Genomic DNA, 14,662 nt, shown 5'->3' on the forward strand with positions numbered 1-14,662 from the left:
GAGCCTACGCGGCACCGTGTGTGGCGGCCCGGTGTCGCGGGCAGGTCGCGGGCTGCGGCGACCAGAATTTAAGATGGATGAGAAAACGTCGACGCGCCCCGGAGGATGTCCATGCAGAGCAGTGCCCCGGTGTGGCCCGACGACGACCAGCGCGACCTCGCCGAGGCGGTGCGGACGCTGCTCGTGCGGCGGGCGGACAGCGGCGCCGTCCGCGCCGCGATCGCGTCGAGGTCCGGGTTCGACGACGGCCTGTGGGTCACCCTGGGCCGGGAGCTCGGCGTGGCCGGTCTCGCGGTGGCGGCCCGGCACGGCGGCTCCGGAGCGGGGCCGGGCGAGCTGGCCGTGGTGGCGCAGGAGCTGGGCCGCGTCGTCGCGCCGAGCCCCTGGTTCGCGACGGTGCTCGCGGCCGAGGTGCTCGGGGCGGCGTCCGACGACGACCCCGCCGCGGCCGAGTCGCTCGTCGCGATCGCCTCCGGAGAACGTCGCGCCACGGTCGCCCTCCCGCTCGACGGGCGCGACCCGGCCGACCCACCGGCCATCCAGGGCGACCCGGCGGCCGACGGCTCCGGTGTCACGATCACCGGCGAGCTCGCCGACGTCCTCGACCCGCACGCGGACGACGTCGTCGTGCCCGTCTCGACCCCGACGGGGCCCGGGCTCGCCGTCGTCGGGGCGGACGCGCTGACGGTCACGGACCTCGAGGGCCTCGACCTCACTCGCCGTCGGGGGCGGATCGGGCTGGACCGGGCGGTGGGGCGGCTGCTCGACGTGCCCGATCCCCACGAGGCCGTCCGCCGCGGCGTGCGGCTCGGCCTCCTGCTGCGGGCCGCCGAGCACGTCGGCGTGGCGGGCCGGTGTCTGGATCTCGCGGTCGAGCACGGCGGCACCCGGCGACAGTTCGACCGGCCGATCGGCTCCTTCCAGGCGGTCAAGCACCTCTGCGCGGACCTGCTCGTCGCGCTGGAACAGGCCCGCGCCGCCCTGCACGACGCGGTGGTGGCGGCCCAGGCCGACCCGGACGGTGCCGAGCCGGCGATCCGGGCGGCGGCGCTGACCGCCGCGGACGCCGCCCGGGAGGTCGCGGGTGGCGCCGTGCAGGTCCTCGCCGGCATAGGGTTCACCTGGGAGCACGACGCGCACCTGTCCTTCCGCCGGGCCCACGCCTCCGCGGTGCTGTTCGGCGGCCCCGACGTCCACCGCCGGGCCCTCGCCGGGGAGGCGCTCGGCGGCGCGGCCCCCGCGCCGTCGTCGGACGGTCCGGACGACCTCGCCGCGTTCGCCGCCCGCGTCGACGCGTGGCATTTCGCCCGGCCGCCGCTGCCCGCGGGCACCCGCCGCGACGTCGACGCCGGACGCAGGTGGTTCGACGCGGCGATCGCGTACCGCCGCGACCTCGCCGACGCGGGCCTGGCCGGGCTCACCTGGCCGGTCGACTACGGCGGCCAGGGGCTGGACCCGGCCCACGAGGTCGCGTTCGCCCGCGGGACCCGGGGCCACGAGACCTTCAGCGAGGTGTTCACCGTCGGCGTCGCGATGTGCGGCCCGGTGATCCTCTCGCTCGGGAGCGCCGACCAGCGGTCCCGGTACCTCGCGCCGCTCCTGCGTGGCGAGGAGTACTGGTGCCAGCTGTTCTCCGAGCCGGAGGCGGGTTCCGACCTCGCCTCGCTGCGGACCCGGGCGGTTCCCGACGGGGCCGGCTGGCGCGTGACCGGGCAAAAGGTGTGGACGACGTTCGCCCACTTCGCCGACCACGCCCTGCTGCTCGCCCGCACCGACCCGGAGGTCCCCAAGCACCGCGGGCTGACGATGTTCGTCGTCGACATGGCCGCCCCCGGCATCCGCACCCGGCCGTTGCGCCAGATGACCGGCGACGAGGAGTTCTGCGAGGTCTTCCTCGACGACGTCGCGCTCCCGGCGGACGCCGTCGTCGGCGAGGTCGGTGGCGGCTGGAAGGCGGCGCTGACGATGCTCGCCCACGAGCGGCGCGCCCTCGGCCGGGACCCACTCGCCCTCGCGCCGCCGGTGACGCTGCAGCACCTGGTCGGGCTGGTCGGGGACGACGAGGTGGGCGAGACGCATCGTCATCGGGTGATCGACCTGTGGGTGCGCGAGCGGGCGCTGCGGGCGTTCGGCGACCGCCTCGCCGCCGCCGGCGTGGCGGGCGAGGACCCCGGCGCGCTGGCGTCGGTCGGGAAGCTCGCGGCCGCCGGGCTGGCGCGCGACGTCACCCGGGCCGCCGTCGAGATCGCCGGCGCGCACGGCCTGGCCTGGGACCCGGCCGAACCCGACGGCGAGCTCTGGTCCCGCGGGGTGCTCTACGCCCCGATGCTCTCCATCGCGGGCGGTACCGACCAGATCCAGCGGACGATCATCGGCGAGCGCCTGCTGGGTCTGCCGCGCGAGCCGTCCTGAGCGCGATCACCGCACGAGGTAGATCAGCGGGAAGATCACGATCCAGAGCAGATCCACCAGGTGCCAGAAGCACGCCGCGCCCTCGACGAAGGTCCGCTGGTTGCGGGTGGGCGCGGGCCGCCGGCCCAGTGACGCGACGATGCCCAGGAACGCCATGCCCAGCAGCAGATGACCCCCAGTGCACCCCGGTCATGGCGACATAGAGCATGAAGAAGTCGTTCGAGGCCGGGACCTCGCCCGCCGTCCGTGGGGCGGCCGGACGGGTGTCGCCGACGGCAGTCCCGGGCGCCGTCACCGGGTGGCCCGCACCGGGGTGCGGCTGCGCATCGCCGCCATGAGCTCCCGCGCGGCACGCTCACCCGCCGTCGTCGCGGTGTTGACGTTCCCGGACGACGTGAAGGACCCGCCGAGGTGGATGCGCGAGGAGCGGTCCCGGGCGGCGTGGAAGGCGCCGAGCTTCCGGTAGAGGCCCGGGTGGCTGTAGACGAGCACCGGGAACCAGCGGTTGACCTGGCTGAACTCGACCATGCCGCTGACACCCGGGAGCGCCTGCTCGGCGACGGGCAGCACCTCGGCGAGGATCTCCTCGTCGGTGAGATCCCAGTGGTCGAGGGCCCACTGGTTCATCATGAACAGGCTGACCAGGCCTTTCCTGGCCGGTGTGCGCCCCGGGGCCTTGTTGTGCTCGAGGATGATCGCGAACATGCCGTCGTGCACCGGGCGGGGCACGACGACGAACGACGCCGGACAATCGGGGACGTCGGAGAGGGCGAGGTTGATCGACATCGTCGCCGTGTAGTCGAGGTCCCGCAGGAACTCCGCGCGCTCGGGGGCGAGTTCGGGGACCAGGTCCGGGACGCGGTTGCCCATCGCGGTGACGATCGCGCCCGCGCCGCGCTCGGTCCGCTCCCCGTCCGGGCCCGACCAGGTGACCCGCACCCCGTCGCCGTCGTGCACGACCTCCGACACCCGGCAGCCGAGCCGGACCTCGGAGGCCGCCGTGGCCAGGCGCTCGGTGAACGACGAGTACCCCCGCTCGAAGGCGTAGAGCTTGGAGCCGAGCACCTTCTGCCAGAGGAAGAAGAACTCGACGAGCGAGATGACGTCGCCCGGGACGCCCGCGCCGCCCCGGATCGTCGGCTCGATGAGGTAGTCGTAGAGCTCGCCGTCGAGGCCACGCCGACGCGCGTACTGCTCGGGGGTCTCGGCGTCGTAGACGGCGCCCGCGGACAGGTCGTCGTAGCTCAGCGCCCGCCGCAGCCGCGCCGCGTCGAGGGCGAGGCGACCGACGGCGAGCTTGGAGCGCAGCGAGAGCAACCGGGTGCGGGCGGCGTCGAGCGCGAGCCGGTCGGCGCGCAGGTAGTGCAGTTCGGAATCGCGCATGAACCCCATCAACGAGTTCCCGACCTGCAGTTCGTCCGCCATACCGGCGTCACGGACGAGGCGCATCACGCTGTCGTACGCCTCGGGCAGGATCACGGTTCCGCATTCGATGAGGAATCCGTCCCGCTCGACGGTCAGGAGTTGCCCGCCGACCCGGTCGCGCTCCTCCAGGACGATCACCTCGTGGCCCGCCTCGCGGAGCCGCCAGGTCGCCGCGAGACCGGACGGACCGGCGCCGATGACGAAGACCGGGCCGCGATCGGACACGTCGTGCATCGACCCAGACATGCTGTGCACCTTAATGCACAGCGTGTTTTCTGTCAGCGACATCATGTACGGTCCGCGTCGTGGCCTCCCAGCACGGGTTCCAGCGCATGGCCGCGCTCTGCGGGGTCGTGGCCGTCCTGCTGTTCTTCGGGGCCTTCGCCCTCGCCGGTTTCATCCCGCCGGTATCGCCGTCGCTCACGGCGGAACAGATCACCGCCCACTATCGCGAGCACACGTTCGGAATGGGGCTTGGCGGCCTCGCGATGATGCTCAGCGGGATGTTCTACGCGCCGTTCACCGCGGTGATCTCGACGCAGATGCAGCGCATTCCCGGGGTGCACCGGACCGTGCACTACACGCGGCTGGTCGCGGGGGCATTCGCGTGCGTGACGTTCACGCTGCCCGGGATGCTCCTCGTCGTGGCGTCGTTCCGGCCGGAGCGGGCGCCCGACCTGACATTGCTGTTGAACGACCTCGCCTGGATCCTGCTGGTGCTGCCGTGGCCGCCGTTCTTCGCCCAGAACGGTGCCTTCGCCTTTGCGATCATGACGGACCGAAGAGAAGTCCCGCTCTTCCCGCGCTGGGTCGCGTACTTCAACGTCTGGGCGCCGATCTCGTTCAGTCCGTCGATCCTGCTGCCGTTCTTCCGCTCCGGGCCGTTCGCGTGGAACGGGCTCTTCGTGGTGTGGATCCCGGCGGTCGTGTTCGTGGCCCAGTTCGTCGTCAACGCGGCGGTGCTGTTCACGGCGATCCGGCAGGAGGAGAGCCTCGAGGTCGGTCTGCCCGGTTTCGACGGTCTGGGAGCTCCGGTCGCGGTGGTGCCGCCGAGCATGATCAGCGGGACGTAGTGGTTCCGGGGTCGGGGGGGGGGCCGGAGCGATGAGGTCCCGGTGATCATGGTCAGTACGCGACGATGCCGGCCCTCCCGGGTGGGGAGGGCCGGCATCGTCGTCGGTGCGGTACTGCTCAGAGCTTCATGTTCATGCCGCTGAGCCAGGAGCGGCTGTCGTGGCTCGAGGCCTTGTCGGCGGCCTTGGAGAGGTCGTTCTTGGCGGCGTCGGCCTTCTTGGAGTCGGCCTTGCTCGAGTCGGCCTTCTGCGAGGTCGACTTCTTGGCGTCCGAGGCCTTCGAGGTGGCCTTGGAGCCGGCCTGCGAGAAGAGGCTCTTGGCGTCGCCGGCCTTCGGGGTGGACGCCTGCGGGGTCGACGGCGTGGCGGCCGGAGCGGCGGTGGCCGAGGAGCCCATCAGCGTGCCGAGCAGGCCGGGCGAGGGCGCGGCCGGCGCGGCGGCGGCCGGCTGGGCGTAGGCGGGCTGCGCGGCGGCGGGCTGCGCGTAGGCCGGCTGAGCCGCGGCGGGCTGCGCGTAGGCCGGCTGCGCCGCGGCGGGCTGCGCGTAGGCCGGCTGGGCCGCGGCGGGCTGGGCGTACGCGGGCTGGGCCGCGGCGGGCTGGGCGTAGGCGGGCTGCGCGGCGGCGGGCTGCGCGGCGGCGGGCTGGGCGGCGGCCGGCTGAGCGGCCGCGGGGGCCGGAGCCGCGGCGGGCGCCGGGGCGGGGGCGGCGAACGCGGTGGCTGCCGGCGACGCGGCGGCCGCGGCGAGCACGCCGATCGTCAGGGCACGGGAGCGTGCGGACAGGGGCACGAACGACCTCCACTGCTGCGGGGAGCGGGACAGGCGCGCGTGCACCCGTCGGGGGATGTGCCTCGTCCAACGACGGGGTGCGCAGGGGGATGCGCCGAATCAAACAGGGGTTCACAAATCTCGGATTGATCTCGCCCCGGTGCGGATCTACTCCGACTCGTGCGCCGCGACGGGACGGAACGAGCGCAGCATCAGGTGCAGCTGTCGCCGCACCCGTCCGTCGTCCGTCGTCGGCTGCAGAATGATCGAGGTGAGAACGGTCTGCATCCAGTCGTACAGATCCTCGTCGGTGAGCTCACCGCTGACGAGCCCGTCGGACCGGGCCGACCGCAGCCAGCCCGTCCAGTCGGTGAGACCCCGCAGCCACACCTCCGGCTGCCACAGGATCTCGTGCAGCGTCAGCGGCCCCTCGCTGATCAGCAGCCCCAGCTCGGTGTCGTTCCGGATGCTCGCCACGATCGCCTGGCAGCGGTCGAGGAACACCTCGGCGGGCCCGGCGTCACCCCAGTCGCGGGCCAGGATGTCGTCCGCCAGTTCCGCGATCCGTGCCCCGCCGGCGGCCTCGACCAGCTCCCGCCGTCCGGCGAAGTGCTTGTAGAGCGTCTGACGGGACACGTCGGCGCGGCGGGCGACGTCCTCCATGGTGGTCTTGCGGACCCCCACGGCCGCGAAGCAGTTCCTGGCGGCGGCCTGGACCTGCTGCCGAGTCGCGTCGCGATCGGCCCGGGAGTCGCGAGCCACGGAGCTGATCATACGAGGAGGGCCTACTCGGCCGCCTTGACCAGCCGGCAGATCTCGGCCGAGCGCTCGATCGTCTCCTGCGGGTCGACCGGGACGAGCAGCGGCGCGAGGTCGGCGATCAGGTGCAGGTCGGCGCCGGCCGCGACGTAGGGCCGGATCTGGGATGCGATGTCGTCCGGGGTGCCGTGGAAGTAGGTCTTGCGGACCATCTCGGCGGGGACCTTGTCGATGATCTCCTGGATCTGTTCGAGGGTCATGGAGTTCGGTTCCATGTGGAAGGCGTAGTGCCAGTCGTCGGGCATGACCGGCTCGAGTCCCTCCGGGCGCCAGTCGGGCATGTTCAGGCGGCCCCCGGTCGCCGCGTACCACTTGAGCAGGGGGTTGTCGAGGTACTGCTCGAACTCGTCCTTGTCGTTGAGCACGAACACGATGTGGTGCAGCGCGAACGTGAAGTCCTCGGGATCGCGGCCGTACTGCGCGAGCGTCTTCTTGTGCCCGGTGACGTCCCGCGCGTACTGCTCGGCGTCCGGGTAGACGAACGGCGCGCCCGTCCCGAAGCCGTCGGCGTACCGCAGGGCCATCTCCGTCAGGCGCGGTCCGCCGCCCATGGCGATCACCTCGGGGGACCGGTCCTTGCCGGCGTTGCCGAGCCAGGCGTCCCGGAGCTTCCAGACCTCGCCGTCGAAGTCGACGAGGCATTCGTCCTTCAGTAGCCGCGCCATGACCTGCAGGGCCTCGTTCAGCCGCTTGAGCCCCATCGAGCGCTTCCGGCCGAACGGCGCGACGTGCCGCACCTCGCCGGCGCCCAGACACAGCGTCCCCGGCCGCGGGTCGCGGTCGCCAGGGTGAGCATCGTCTGAGCCATCTCGGCGGGCTCGCGCCGCAGGGCGTCGGTGCAGACGGCGAAGCCCAGGTCGTCCACGCCCGAGAGGGCGAAGGCGGCCGTCGCGAACGGGTCCTGCAGTGAGTCCATGTCGGGGACCTGGGTGGCGAGCACGGTGTTCTCGGGGGTCCAGAGCGAGTTCGGCCACCAGCTCGTCAGCTGGTCCCACAGGACGAACTGGTCGATCTGTCCGGTCGCCTGCAGTGCGCTCGCGTACTGCGCCGATCCCTTCGGATCCATGTAGCGCGATGACCAGATGCCGATACCCGTGCGCAGGTCACCCATGGCCCACCCGTCCCCTCGTCGATGGCTGGTCGGTTGACAAATGTGGGTATTTGTCAGACACAGCTGGTGGTTTGTATCAAACGAGTGGTCGGGTCCGCTAGGCTCACCGGCGATGCTCGGGATGCTCTACATCGTGATCACGGCGATCCTGATGCTGGGCGCCGTGCTCGGACACGAGGGCATCGCCGGCATCGGCGTCGTCGTGCTCGTGGCGCTCTTCGTGCTCTGGGCGGCGATGGCCGGGCGGAGTCGTCGGGACGAGCACCGCTCCTGAGGCTCGCGCTCAGCGCCCCGCCCGGACGACTTCTCCCCGGGCGTGCGATCGATGGTCCCTCCTGGTGACGCGGTGCGACCGTCCGGCCGGACGCCTACCAGCCCGTCGGCCCATCACAGGGTCTTGACGGCGACCGCACCCGGCTTCTAATTTACGTTAAGGTCAATTCGAGACGGCGATCACTGCCGCGCTGCAGCGGGGGGACACGTCCCGGGCTGGCCGCACGGACGGGCGCCGCGGGGCGGCCCGACCGGCCCCACCGTGCTGCGGCGCGGTGCAGTCGAGGACGCGAGCCAGGGAGGTCGCAATGCTGCCGACGGTCCTGACGGATCCACCACCGGTGAATCCCTATCCGGGAATGCCGGAGATGACCCTGCCGAGCCCGCCGGACTTCTCGGCCGGGCCGGTCGCTGGGTGGTTCTTCACCCTCTACGCCGGTGCCTTCGTGGTGATCGTCGCGCTCTGCTGGGCGATCTACGTCGGGTTCAAGCACAAGAACTGGCTCCCGACGATCCTCATCGGCGGCGGGTTCCTGTGCTCGCTCTGCGAGCCGATGCTCGACTTCCTCGGGCATCTGCGCTGGGCGAACGATCTCCCGATCTACCTGTTCCACAACTTCGGCATCGACATCCCGCTGCTGATCCCGTTCTGCTACGCGGCGTTCCTCGGGCTCGAGCCGTACTTCTGGTACCTCGTGTTCAAGCGCGGGGTCACGGTGAAGCAGACATTCCTGGTCTTCGCCGTCGCCGGACTCACCGACGCGATCATGGAGACCCCGGGCCTCAACCTGAAGGTCTACGAGTACTACGGCGTGCAGCCGTTCACGTTCCTGAAGTTCCCGTACTGGTGGGCGTTCCTCAACGGGCTCTCGTTCGTGCTGATCGGCGCGCTCATCTGGTATCTGGAGCCGCGGCTCAAGGGCTGGTCGCGGGCGTGGTTCCTCATCGTTCCGCCGTGCGGGATGATGATGGCCTACTTCCCGGCGGGCTGGCCGCACCTGCTCGCGCTGAACTCCGAGCTGCCCGAGCCGCTGAAGTGGGTCGCGACCGCGATCACCTGCGCCCTGGTGCTGGTCGTCGTGCGGATCATCGCCTACTTCGTGGCGGTGGACGAGCCGACCGTGAACTGGACCGTCGGCAAGCTCGTCATGTTCCGTTTCATGCTGCCGCACCAGCGGGAGCGGATGCTGGCCAAGGATGCGCCGGCCGGTGTCGCCGACGAGGCCGCGCCGGAACCCGAGTCGCAGCCGGAGCCGGCCACCACCTCGGCGACGGCCGTCCGGCCCGCCCCACGCCCGGCGACCTGACCCCACCCGCACGGCCCACGAAGGGGCCGGGCCGCATCTCGGACGAGGTGCGCCCGGCCCCGTCGTCGTGTCCGGGGCTTGTACCAGCCTCTCGGCCGATCATGGATTCGTGAAACTGTGACCTAGCGCACAACGCGTAACGAGATCCTGCCCACCTCGTTGAATCGGTATAAGAAAAGCGACGCCGAGCACAGTGCCTCGGAGTCGGGCCCCGGGACCCGGGCCGACTCGTCGCCCCCCTGGTCACGCCACCGCAGCACGACCTGATCCGTCGTGGCGTGGCGTCCCGTGAGCGCTAGGAGTCATCGTGGGCGACCCAGTGACGACCTCGGACCGGGCGCCGCGGTGAGCATCGAGGAGGAGGGGCGCAGTCGCGACGACCAGCGGCACGCCCCCGGCCTGTACGACGGGCTCAGCCCGCGGGTCGTCGGGCTCGTCCCCGAGGGGCCCCGGTCCTCGATCGCCGAGATCGGCGGCATGCTCGAGCTGCTCGGGAAGATCATCTGGAGCGCCGTCCGGAAGCCCTACGGGTTCTGGGCGGAATCGCTCGACTACTTCTTCGTGACCCTGCGACGCTCGGCGCTGCCGATGGCCGCGGCGATCTTCGGCTTCCTGCTGTTCTTCTCGCTGGTCGTCGTGATCTTCTTCAGCCAGGCCGGCGCGGTCTCGCTCGGCACCGCGTACCTCTTCCAGTACGGCTTCCGGGCCTTCACAGTCTTCGTCGTCGCGGTGGTGGTCTCCGGGGTCGCGGGCGCCGCCCTGACCACCGACCTGGGCGCCCGGAAGATCCGCGAAGAGCTCGACGCGATGACGGTCATGGGCATCGACCCGATCCGGGAGCTCGTCGTCCCGCGGGCCATCTCGCTGACCGTGCTCACCACGCTGATCTCGCTGCCCGGCCTGGCGGTCACCGCCGTCGGGCTCCAGCTCGGGGCGAGCTACTACGGCCACCTCTCGGCCGCCGACTTCTACCACTCGCTGTTCAGCTCGCTGTCCCCGCTCGAGCTGTACTCGGTGCTGATCAACTGCTTCATGCTCGGCGTCCTGATCACCACGGTCTGCTGCTACAAGGGCCTCAACGCCGGCGGCGGGTCGATCGGGCTGGGCCGCGCGGTCAACCAGGCGGTCGTCATCAGCTACGTCGCGCTCTTCGTCTTCCAGCTCGCCTACAACGCGATCTTCCTCGGTCTGTTCCCGGAGCTCGGGAGGGTTCGATGAGCCAGGACGCCTCGGAGCGGAGCGACACGCCCACCACGCGGGAGTCGCTCGACGACGCGCGGAAGGCGATGGAGAAGGCGGTCACCAACGCCGCCGACCTGGTCCGCTACTGCGGCCGCTCCCTCGTGCAGATCCCGATGACCTTCCGGCTCTACCCGTCGGAGGTCTTCGCCCAGGCCGGCATCCTCATCCGCGGCAGCGGCCCGGTCATCGTCGCGCTCGTCGCGGTGCTGGCCGTGCAGAGCGCGGTCGGCGGCCACTACATCTTCGACACCCCGGGCCTGAACAGCTACGCCGGCGCGATCTACTCGGTGGCGCTCATGCGCGGCCTGGTCCAGGTCGTGTTCGGCTGGATCGTGGCGGCCAAGATCGGCTGCGGCGTGGTCGCCGAGCTGGGCTCGATGAAGATCAACGAAGAGGTCGACGCCCTCGAGGTCATGGGCATCAACCCCGTGCAATACCTCGCCTCGACGCGGGCCGCCGCGGGGATCATCGTCGTCCCCTTCCTGTTCGCGACCGGCCTGCTCGTCGAGTTCCTGGCGGGCTACGTCGGCAGCGTCGTGTTCATGAAGACGGTGTCGGCAGGTGGTTTCTTCACCTATCTCTACCTGTTCCAGAACTTCGCCGACTTCGCGATCGCGCTCACCTGGGCGTTCTGCACCGGCGTGATGTGCATTCTCGTCGCCACCTACTACGGCGCGACCGCCTCCGGCGGCCCGGTGGGCGTCGGGCAGGCCACCGCCCGCTCCATGGTGGTCAACCTCGTGCTGATCAGCACCCTCGCCGTCGTCTTCGCGCAGGTCTTCTACGGCGGCAACGCGAACGCGCCGATCGGCAACTGACCCCCGTCCTCCCGCCCGCTCCCCGAATCCAGGAGTCGACGTGTCCGAAGCACCTCCGACCACCCCCCTGCGCGCGGTCGGTCCCGATCCGCGCGACCGCGGTGCGTCGCCGATCGAGCTCGATGACGTGAAGAAGGCCTTCGGCAGTTTCAAGGTGCTCGACGGGGTGTCGGCGGACTTCGCCGACAACAAGATCACCACGATTCTCGGCCCGTCCGGGACCGGCAAGAGCGTCCTGCTCAAGCACATCGTCGGGCTGATGCAGCCCGACTCGGGCCGCGTCCGCATCTTCGGCAACGACCTCTGGGACCTCAAGGAAGCCGAGCGCTTCGAGATCCGGAAGCGCTTCGGGCTGCTGTTCCAGGACGGTGCGCTGTTCGGGTCGATGAACATCTACGACAACGTCGCGTTCCCGCTGCGCCGGCACACCAGCCGCAGCGAGGCGGAGATCCGCGAGACGGTCATGCACTACCTGCAGCAGGTCGGTCTGGAACAGGCTCTCGACCGGGTGCCCAGCCAGATCTCGGGCGGCATGAAGAAGCGGGCCGGATTCGCCCGCGCGCTCGTCATGCAGCCCGAGATCATCATGTGCGACGAGCCCGACTCCGGCCTCGACCCGGTGCGTACCAAGCTGCTGTGCAACCTCATCAAGGACCTGCACGCCGAGCACGGCGGCACGTACGTGGTCATCACGCACAACATCGAGGCCGCGCGGACGCTGAGCGACTACGTCGGCGTGCTCTGGCACGGCAACCTCGTCCATTTCGGTCCCGCCGAGGAGGCGTTCAACTCCGACGAGCCGTTCGTGCGGCAGTTCCTCGCGGGTTCCGACGAGGGCCCGCTGGGGATGGAATGAGAATCTCCCGTCCCCTGATGATCGCCGGCCTCGCGGTGGTCGTGGTCCTGATCGCCGCGATCGCGATCACCGTCGTCTCCACGGCGTCCCCCTACAAGGTGCAGTTCCTCATGGCCAGTGCGGAGGGCACCTTCGCCGGCAACAAGGCGATGATCGGCGGCCGCGAGGCGGGCACCGTCGAGAGCGTCGAGGTGCGCGGCAACAAGGCCCTGGTCACCGTCGACCTCGACGACTCCTTCGCCCCGCTGCACGAGGGCACCGACGCGCGGATCAGCTGGCAGGCGGTGCTCAACGAGCGCTTCCTGGAGATCCTCCCCGGTCCGGCCGCGGGCCCGGAGCTGCCCTCGGGCAGCCGGGTGGACTCCCACTACGAGCGCGTCGAGCTCGACCAGGTGCTCGCCACCCTGGACCCGAGGACGCTCAAGGACACCAACTCGCTGGTCCAGCAGGTCGCGGCGACGCTCAAGGGCCGCGAGCAGGGCCTCAACGGCACGCTGCAGTCCGGCGGGCCCGCGTTCAACGCCCTCGGCGAGGTGCTGCAGGGCGTCGGCGCCGACGGACCGGCGATCCGCGACCTGGTGACCCAGCTCCACCAGGTGACCGGCACGCTCTCCGCCCGCGGCGACAAGCTCTCGAACACGGTCGACAATCTCGGCGACCTCACCGCCGCGACCGCGTCGCAGCAGAAGGCGCTCAGCGACGGCATCTCCCAGCTGCCCTCGACGCTCTCGGCGGCGAGGACGACGCTGGACAAGGTCCCCGGCGCGGTCGACCAGACCGTCCCGCTGCTCAAGGACCTGCAGCCGGCTACGGCGAAGCTGCCCGGGATCGCGGCGAACCTCAGCCCGGTGCTGTCGGACCTGCGACCCGCCGTCGGGCAGCTGAAGCCCACGCTGGGCTCGGCGCAGTCCCTGCTCGACCGGACGCCCGGCCTCATCGACACCGCGCACGACGTCCTGCCGGGGGCGACCGACGTCGTCACCCGCGCCCAGCCCGCCGTCGCGTTCCTGCGGCCCTACACCCCGGAGCTCACCGGTTGGCTGACCAACTGGACCGGGATCTGGGCCGGGCGCGACCGGGTCGGTGGCTACGCCCGGGCCCTGCTGACCACGTCCGCGTCGGCGCTCGGCGACAACCCCGGGGTCATCCCGCCGGGCCAGCGCCGTGACGAGCGGCCCGCCCCGGGCTCGCTGGTCGGCCAGCCCTGGACCGACGCGAACGGAGACTCGCCGCAGTGACACGGACGACATGGATCCGGCGCGGCGCGATCGCCGTGGTGGGAGTGCTCGTGATCGGCGCGGTGGCCGTCGGCGTGAACAGGTGGATGACAACCAGCGAGACCACGGTCTACGGCGAGTTCGCCGACGCGAACACCCTCGCCGTCGGGAACACGGTGCGGGCCGGCGGCGTCGAGGTCGGCCAGGTGACCTCGGTGGGCCTCGAGAACGGGCACGCCCGCGTCGGGCTGCAGGTGGACCCGCAGCTGCTGCCGCTGCACCAGGACGCCACGATGACCATCCGCGCGGTCAACCTGCTCGGCGAGAAGTACGTCGAGCTCAGCAGCGGCAGCCCCGGCGCCCCGGTGGCCGACGACGACACCGTGCCGATGCAGCGCACCAAGGTCTCGGTCGACATCCAGGACGTCATCAACGGGCTCGGCGACCCGGCCGCGACCGGGCTCTCCGCGCTGGTGACCACCGCGGGCGAGGGCCTCGACAAGCAGGGCCCCCAGCTCGCGGCCACGATCAAGGCCCTCGAGCCGGCGTTCAGCCAGACCAACCAGCTCGCCGGGCTGCTGCGCGACCAGAACACCGCGCTCAACCAGCTCGTCGACCGGGTCGGGCCGGTGGCGGACTCCCTGGCCGACGACAACGGCGCCACGCTCGACCACCTGGTGGGCAACACCCAGCAGACGCTCTCGACGGTGGCCGTGAACCAGCAGGACGTCGACGCCACCCTCGCCCAGCTCCCGGCCACCGTCACCTCGGCCCGGAAGACCCTGGGCGAGCTGGCGGGCACCGCGGACGCGGCGACCCCGACGCTGGCCTCGATCCGGCCGGTCACCGACAACCTGCCCCAGATCGCCGGCGAGCTGAAGGACTTCTCCGACGCCGCCGACCCGGCGCTGTCGTCGCTGAAACCGGTGCTGGAGAAGGGCGACGACCTCCTCGGCCAGGCCCAGCCCCTGGTGGCCCAGCTGCGCCAGGGCGGCCCGGACCTGCGCAGCACCGCCGCGAACGCCAAGCCGGTCGCGAGCCAGCTGCTGGACCAGAACCTCCGGGGAGTCCTGGACTTCGTGAAGCTCTGGGCGATGAGCACGAACGGCTCGGACGGGCTCTCCCATTACTTCCGCGGCGTCGCCTACGCCACCCCGCAGAACTTCGGCCGCATCGCCACCGGGTTCATCCCGAACCAGCCCCCCGGCCCGCTGCAGCTGCCGCTGCGGCCCGCCCCGCAGCCGTCGTCGACTCCGACCGGCGCCGACCCGGGCAACGCGACCGGGCTCTCCCCGCAGCAGGAGCAGGGCATGGTCGGCCAACTCCTCGGAGGGCAGTGA

At 71.3% G+C, this 14,662-nt stretch carries 15 protein-coding genes; 9 read left to right on the plus strand and 6 right to left on the minus strand.

The features are described 5' to 3' along the window. The first annotated feature begins 111 nt into the window (after nt 1-111). Nucleotides 112-2,412, plus strand: a complete 2,301-nt coding sequence (locus tag LQ327_RS14365) for an acyl-CoA dehydrogenase family protein (protein ID WP_230734620.1) — start codon at nt 112-114, stop codon at nt 2,410-2,412. Nucleotides 2,413-2,418: 6 nt separating this feature from the next. Here LQ327_RS14365 and LQ327_RS14370 read toward each other — a convergent pair whose 3' ends face one another. Together LQ327_RS14370 and LQ327_RS14375 are read right to left on the minus strand one after the other, a co-directional pair. Further along, entirely contained in the window at nt 2,419-2,568 is a 150-nt protein-coding gene (locus tag LQ327_RS14370) for a cytochrome c oxidase subunit 3 family protein (protein ID WP_230734622.1), read from the minus strand. 135 nt (nt 2,569-2,703) lie between these two features. Then, entirely contained in the window at nt 2,704-4,083 is a 1,380-nt protein-coding gene (locus LQ327_RS14375) for a protoporphyrinogen/coproporphyrinogen oxidase (protein ID WP_230734624.1), read from the minus strand. Between the two features lie 59 nt (nt 4,084-4,142). On the opposite strand from LQ327_RS14375, the gene LQ327_RS14380 reads away from it, so the two are divergent. Next, on the plus strand, nt 4,143-4,910 hold the full coding sequence (locus tag LQ327_RS14380; protein ID WP_230734626.1) for a hypothetical protein: 768 nt from the start codon (nt 4,143-4,145) through the stop codon (nt 4,908-4,910). A 118-nt stretch (nt 4,911-5,028) separates the two neighbouring features. Here the strand turns inward: LQ327_RS14380 and LQ327_RS14385 are convergent, their stop codons facing one another. The 4 genes from LQ327_RS14385 to LQ327_RS14400 form a co-directional block, all read right to left on the minus strand. Next, a complete protein-coding gene (locus LQ327_RS14385; RefSeq protein WP_230734628.1) occupies nt 5,029-5,700 on the minus strand; it encodes a hypothetical protein in 672 nt (223 codons plus the stop codon). 147 nt (nt 5,701-5,847) lie between these two features. Next, nucleotides 5,848-6,441: a TetR/AcrR family transcriptional regulator gene (locus LQ327_RS14390; RefSeq protein WP_230734630.1), complete on the minus strand. Its 594-nt coding sequence runs from the start codon at nt 6,439-6,441 to the stop codon at nt 5,848-5,850. 23 nt (nt 6,442-6,464) lie between these two features. Next, nucleotides 6,465-7,199 carry an LLM class flavin-dependent oxidoreductase gene (locus tag LQ327_RS14395; RefSeq protein WP_230734632.1) on the minus strand — a complete coding sequence of 245 codons (735 nt, stop codon included), beginning with the start codon at nt 7,197-7,199 and terminating at the stop codon, nt 6,465-6,467. Continuing rightward, entirely contained in the window at nt 7,181-7,609 is a 429-nt protein-coding gene (locus LQ327_RS14400; RefSeq protein WP_230734634.1) for a hypothetical protein, read from the minus strand. Before LQ327_RS14400 ends, LQ327_RS14395 begins: the two co-directional genes overlap by 19 nt. 112 nt (nt 7,610-7,721) lie before the next feature. On the opposite strand from LQ327_RS14400, the gene LQ327_RS14405 reads away from it, so the two are divergent. From LQ327_RS14405 to LQ327_RS14435, 7 genes are all read left to right on the plus strand, one after another. Further along, a complete protein-coding gene (locus LQ327_RS14405; RefSeq protein ID WP_230734635.1) occupies nt 7,722-7,883 on the plus strand; it encodes a hypothetical protein in 162 nt (53 codons plus the stop codon). A 367-nt stretch (nt 7,884-8,250) separates the two neighbouring features. After that, nucleotides 8,251-9,189: an SPOR domain-containing protein gene (locus LQ327_RS14410; protein WP_230734637.1), complete on the plus strand. Its 939-nt coding sequence runs from the start codon at nt 8,251-8,253 to the stop codon at nt 9,187-9,189. Nucleotides 9,190-9,534: 345 nt separating this feature from the next. Beyond that, entirely contained in the window at nt 9,535-10,407 is an 873-nt protein-coding gene (locus tag LQ327_RS14415; protein ID WP_230734639.1) for an ABC transporter permease, read from the plus strand. Beyond that, on the plus strand, nt 10,404-11,249 hold the full coding sequence (locus tag LQ327_RS14420; protein WP_230734641.1) for an ABC transporter permease: 846 nt from the start codon (nt 10,404-10,406) through the stop codon (nt 11,247-11,249). The genes LQ327_RS14415 and LQ327_RS14420 overlap by 4 nt, the downstream gene beginning before the upstream one ends. Nucleotides 11,250-11,289: 40 nt before the next feature. Further along, nucleotides 11,290-12,105: an ABC transporter ATP-binding protein gene (locus LQ327_RS14425; protein ID WP_372460669.1), complete on the plus strand. Its 816-nt coding sequence runs from the start codon at nt 11,290-11,292 to the stop codon at nt 12,103-12,105. Nucleotides 12,106-12,122: 17 nt separating this feature from the next. Beyond that, on the plus strand, nt 12,123-13,343 hold the full coding sequence (locus LQ327_RS14430; RefSeq protein ID WP_230734643.1) for an MlaD family protein: 1,221 nt from the start codon (nt 12,123-12,125) through the stop codon (nt 13,341-13,343). Continuing rightward, nucleotides 13,340-14,662: an MlaD family protein gene (locus LQ327_RS14435; protein WP_230734645.1), complete on the plus strand. Its 1,323-nt coding sequence runs from the start codon at nt 13,340-13,342 to the stop codon at nt 14,660-14,662. Before LQ327_RS14430 ends, LQ327_RS14435 begins: the two co-directional genes overlap by 4 nt.

Source organism: Actinomycetospora endophytica (assembly GCF_021026375.1).
In the GTDB taxonomy this organism is placed as follows: domain Bacteria; phylum Actinomycetota; class Actinomycetes; order Mycobacteriales; family Pseudonocardiaceae; genus Actinomycetospora; species Actinomycetospora endophytica.

Bases quoted from the DNA above. Each gene is read 5' to 3' on its own strand.
- LQ327_RS14410 (WP_230734637.1), top strand. From the start codon at position 8,251: ATGACCCTGCCGAGCCCGCCGGACTTCTCGGCCGGGCCGGTCGCTGGG.
- LQ327_RS14405 (WP_230734635.1), top strand. From the start codon at position 7,722: ATGCTCGGGATGCTCTACATCGTGATCACGGCGATCCTGATGCTGGGC.
- LQ327_RS14395 (WP_230734632.1), bottom strand. From the start codon at position 7,199: ATGGGGCTCAAGCGGCTGAACGAGGCCCTGCAGGTCATGGCGCGGCTA.
- LQ327_RS14430 (WP_230734643.1), top strand. From the start codon at position 12,123: ATGATCGCCGGCCTCGCGGTGGTCGTGGTCCTGATCGCCGCGATCGCG.
- LQ327_RS14400 (WP_230734634.1), bottom strand. From the start codon at position 7,609: ATGGGTGACCTGCGCACGGGTATCGGCATCTGGTCATCGCGCTACATG.
- LQ327_RS14365 (WP_230734620.1), top strand. From the start codon at position 112: ATGCAGAGCAGTGCCCCGGTGTGGCCCGACGACGACCAGCGCGACCTC.
- LQ327_RS14370 (WP_230734622.1), bottom strand. From the start codon at position 2,568: ATGGCGTTCCTGGGCATCGTCGCGTCACTGGGCCGGCGGCCCGCGCCC.
- LQ327_RS14420 (WP_230734641.1), top strand. From the start codon at position 10,404: ATGAGCCAGGACGCCTCGGAGCGGAGCGACACGCCCACCACGCGGGAG.
- LQ327_RS14375 (WP_230734624.1), bottom strand. From the start codon at position 4,083: ATGTCTGGGTCGATGCACGACGTGTCCGATCGCGGCCCGGTCTTCGTC.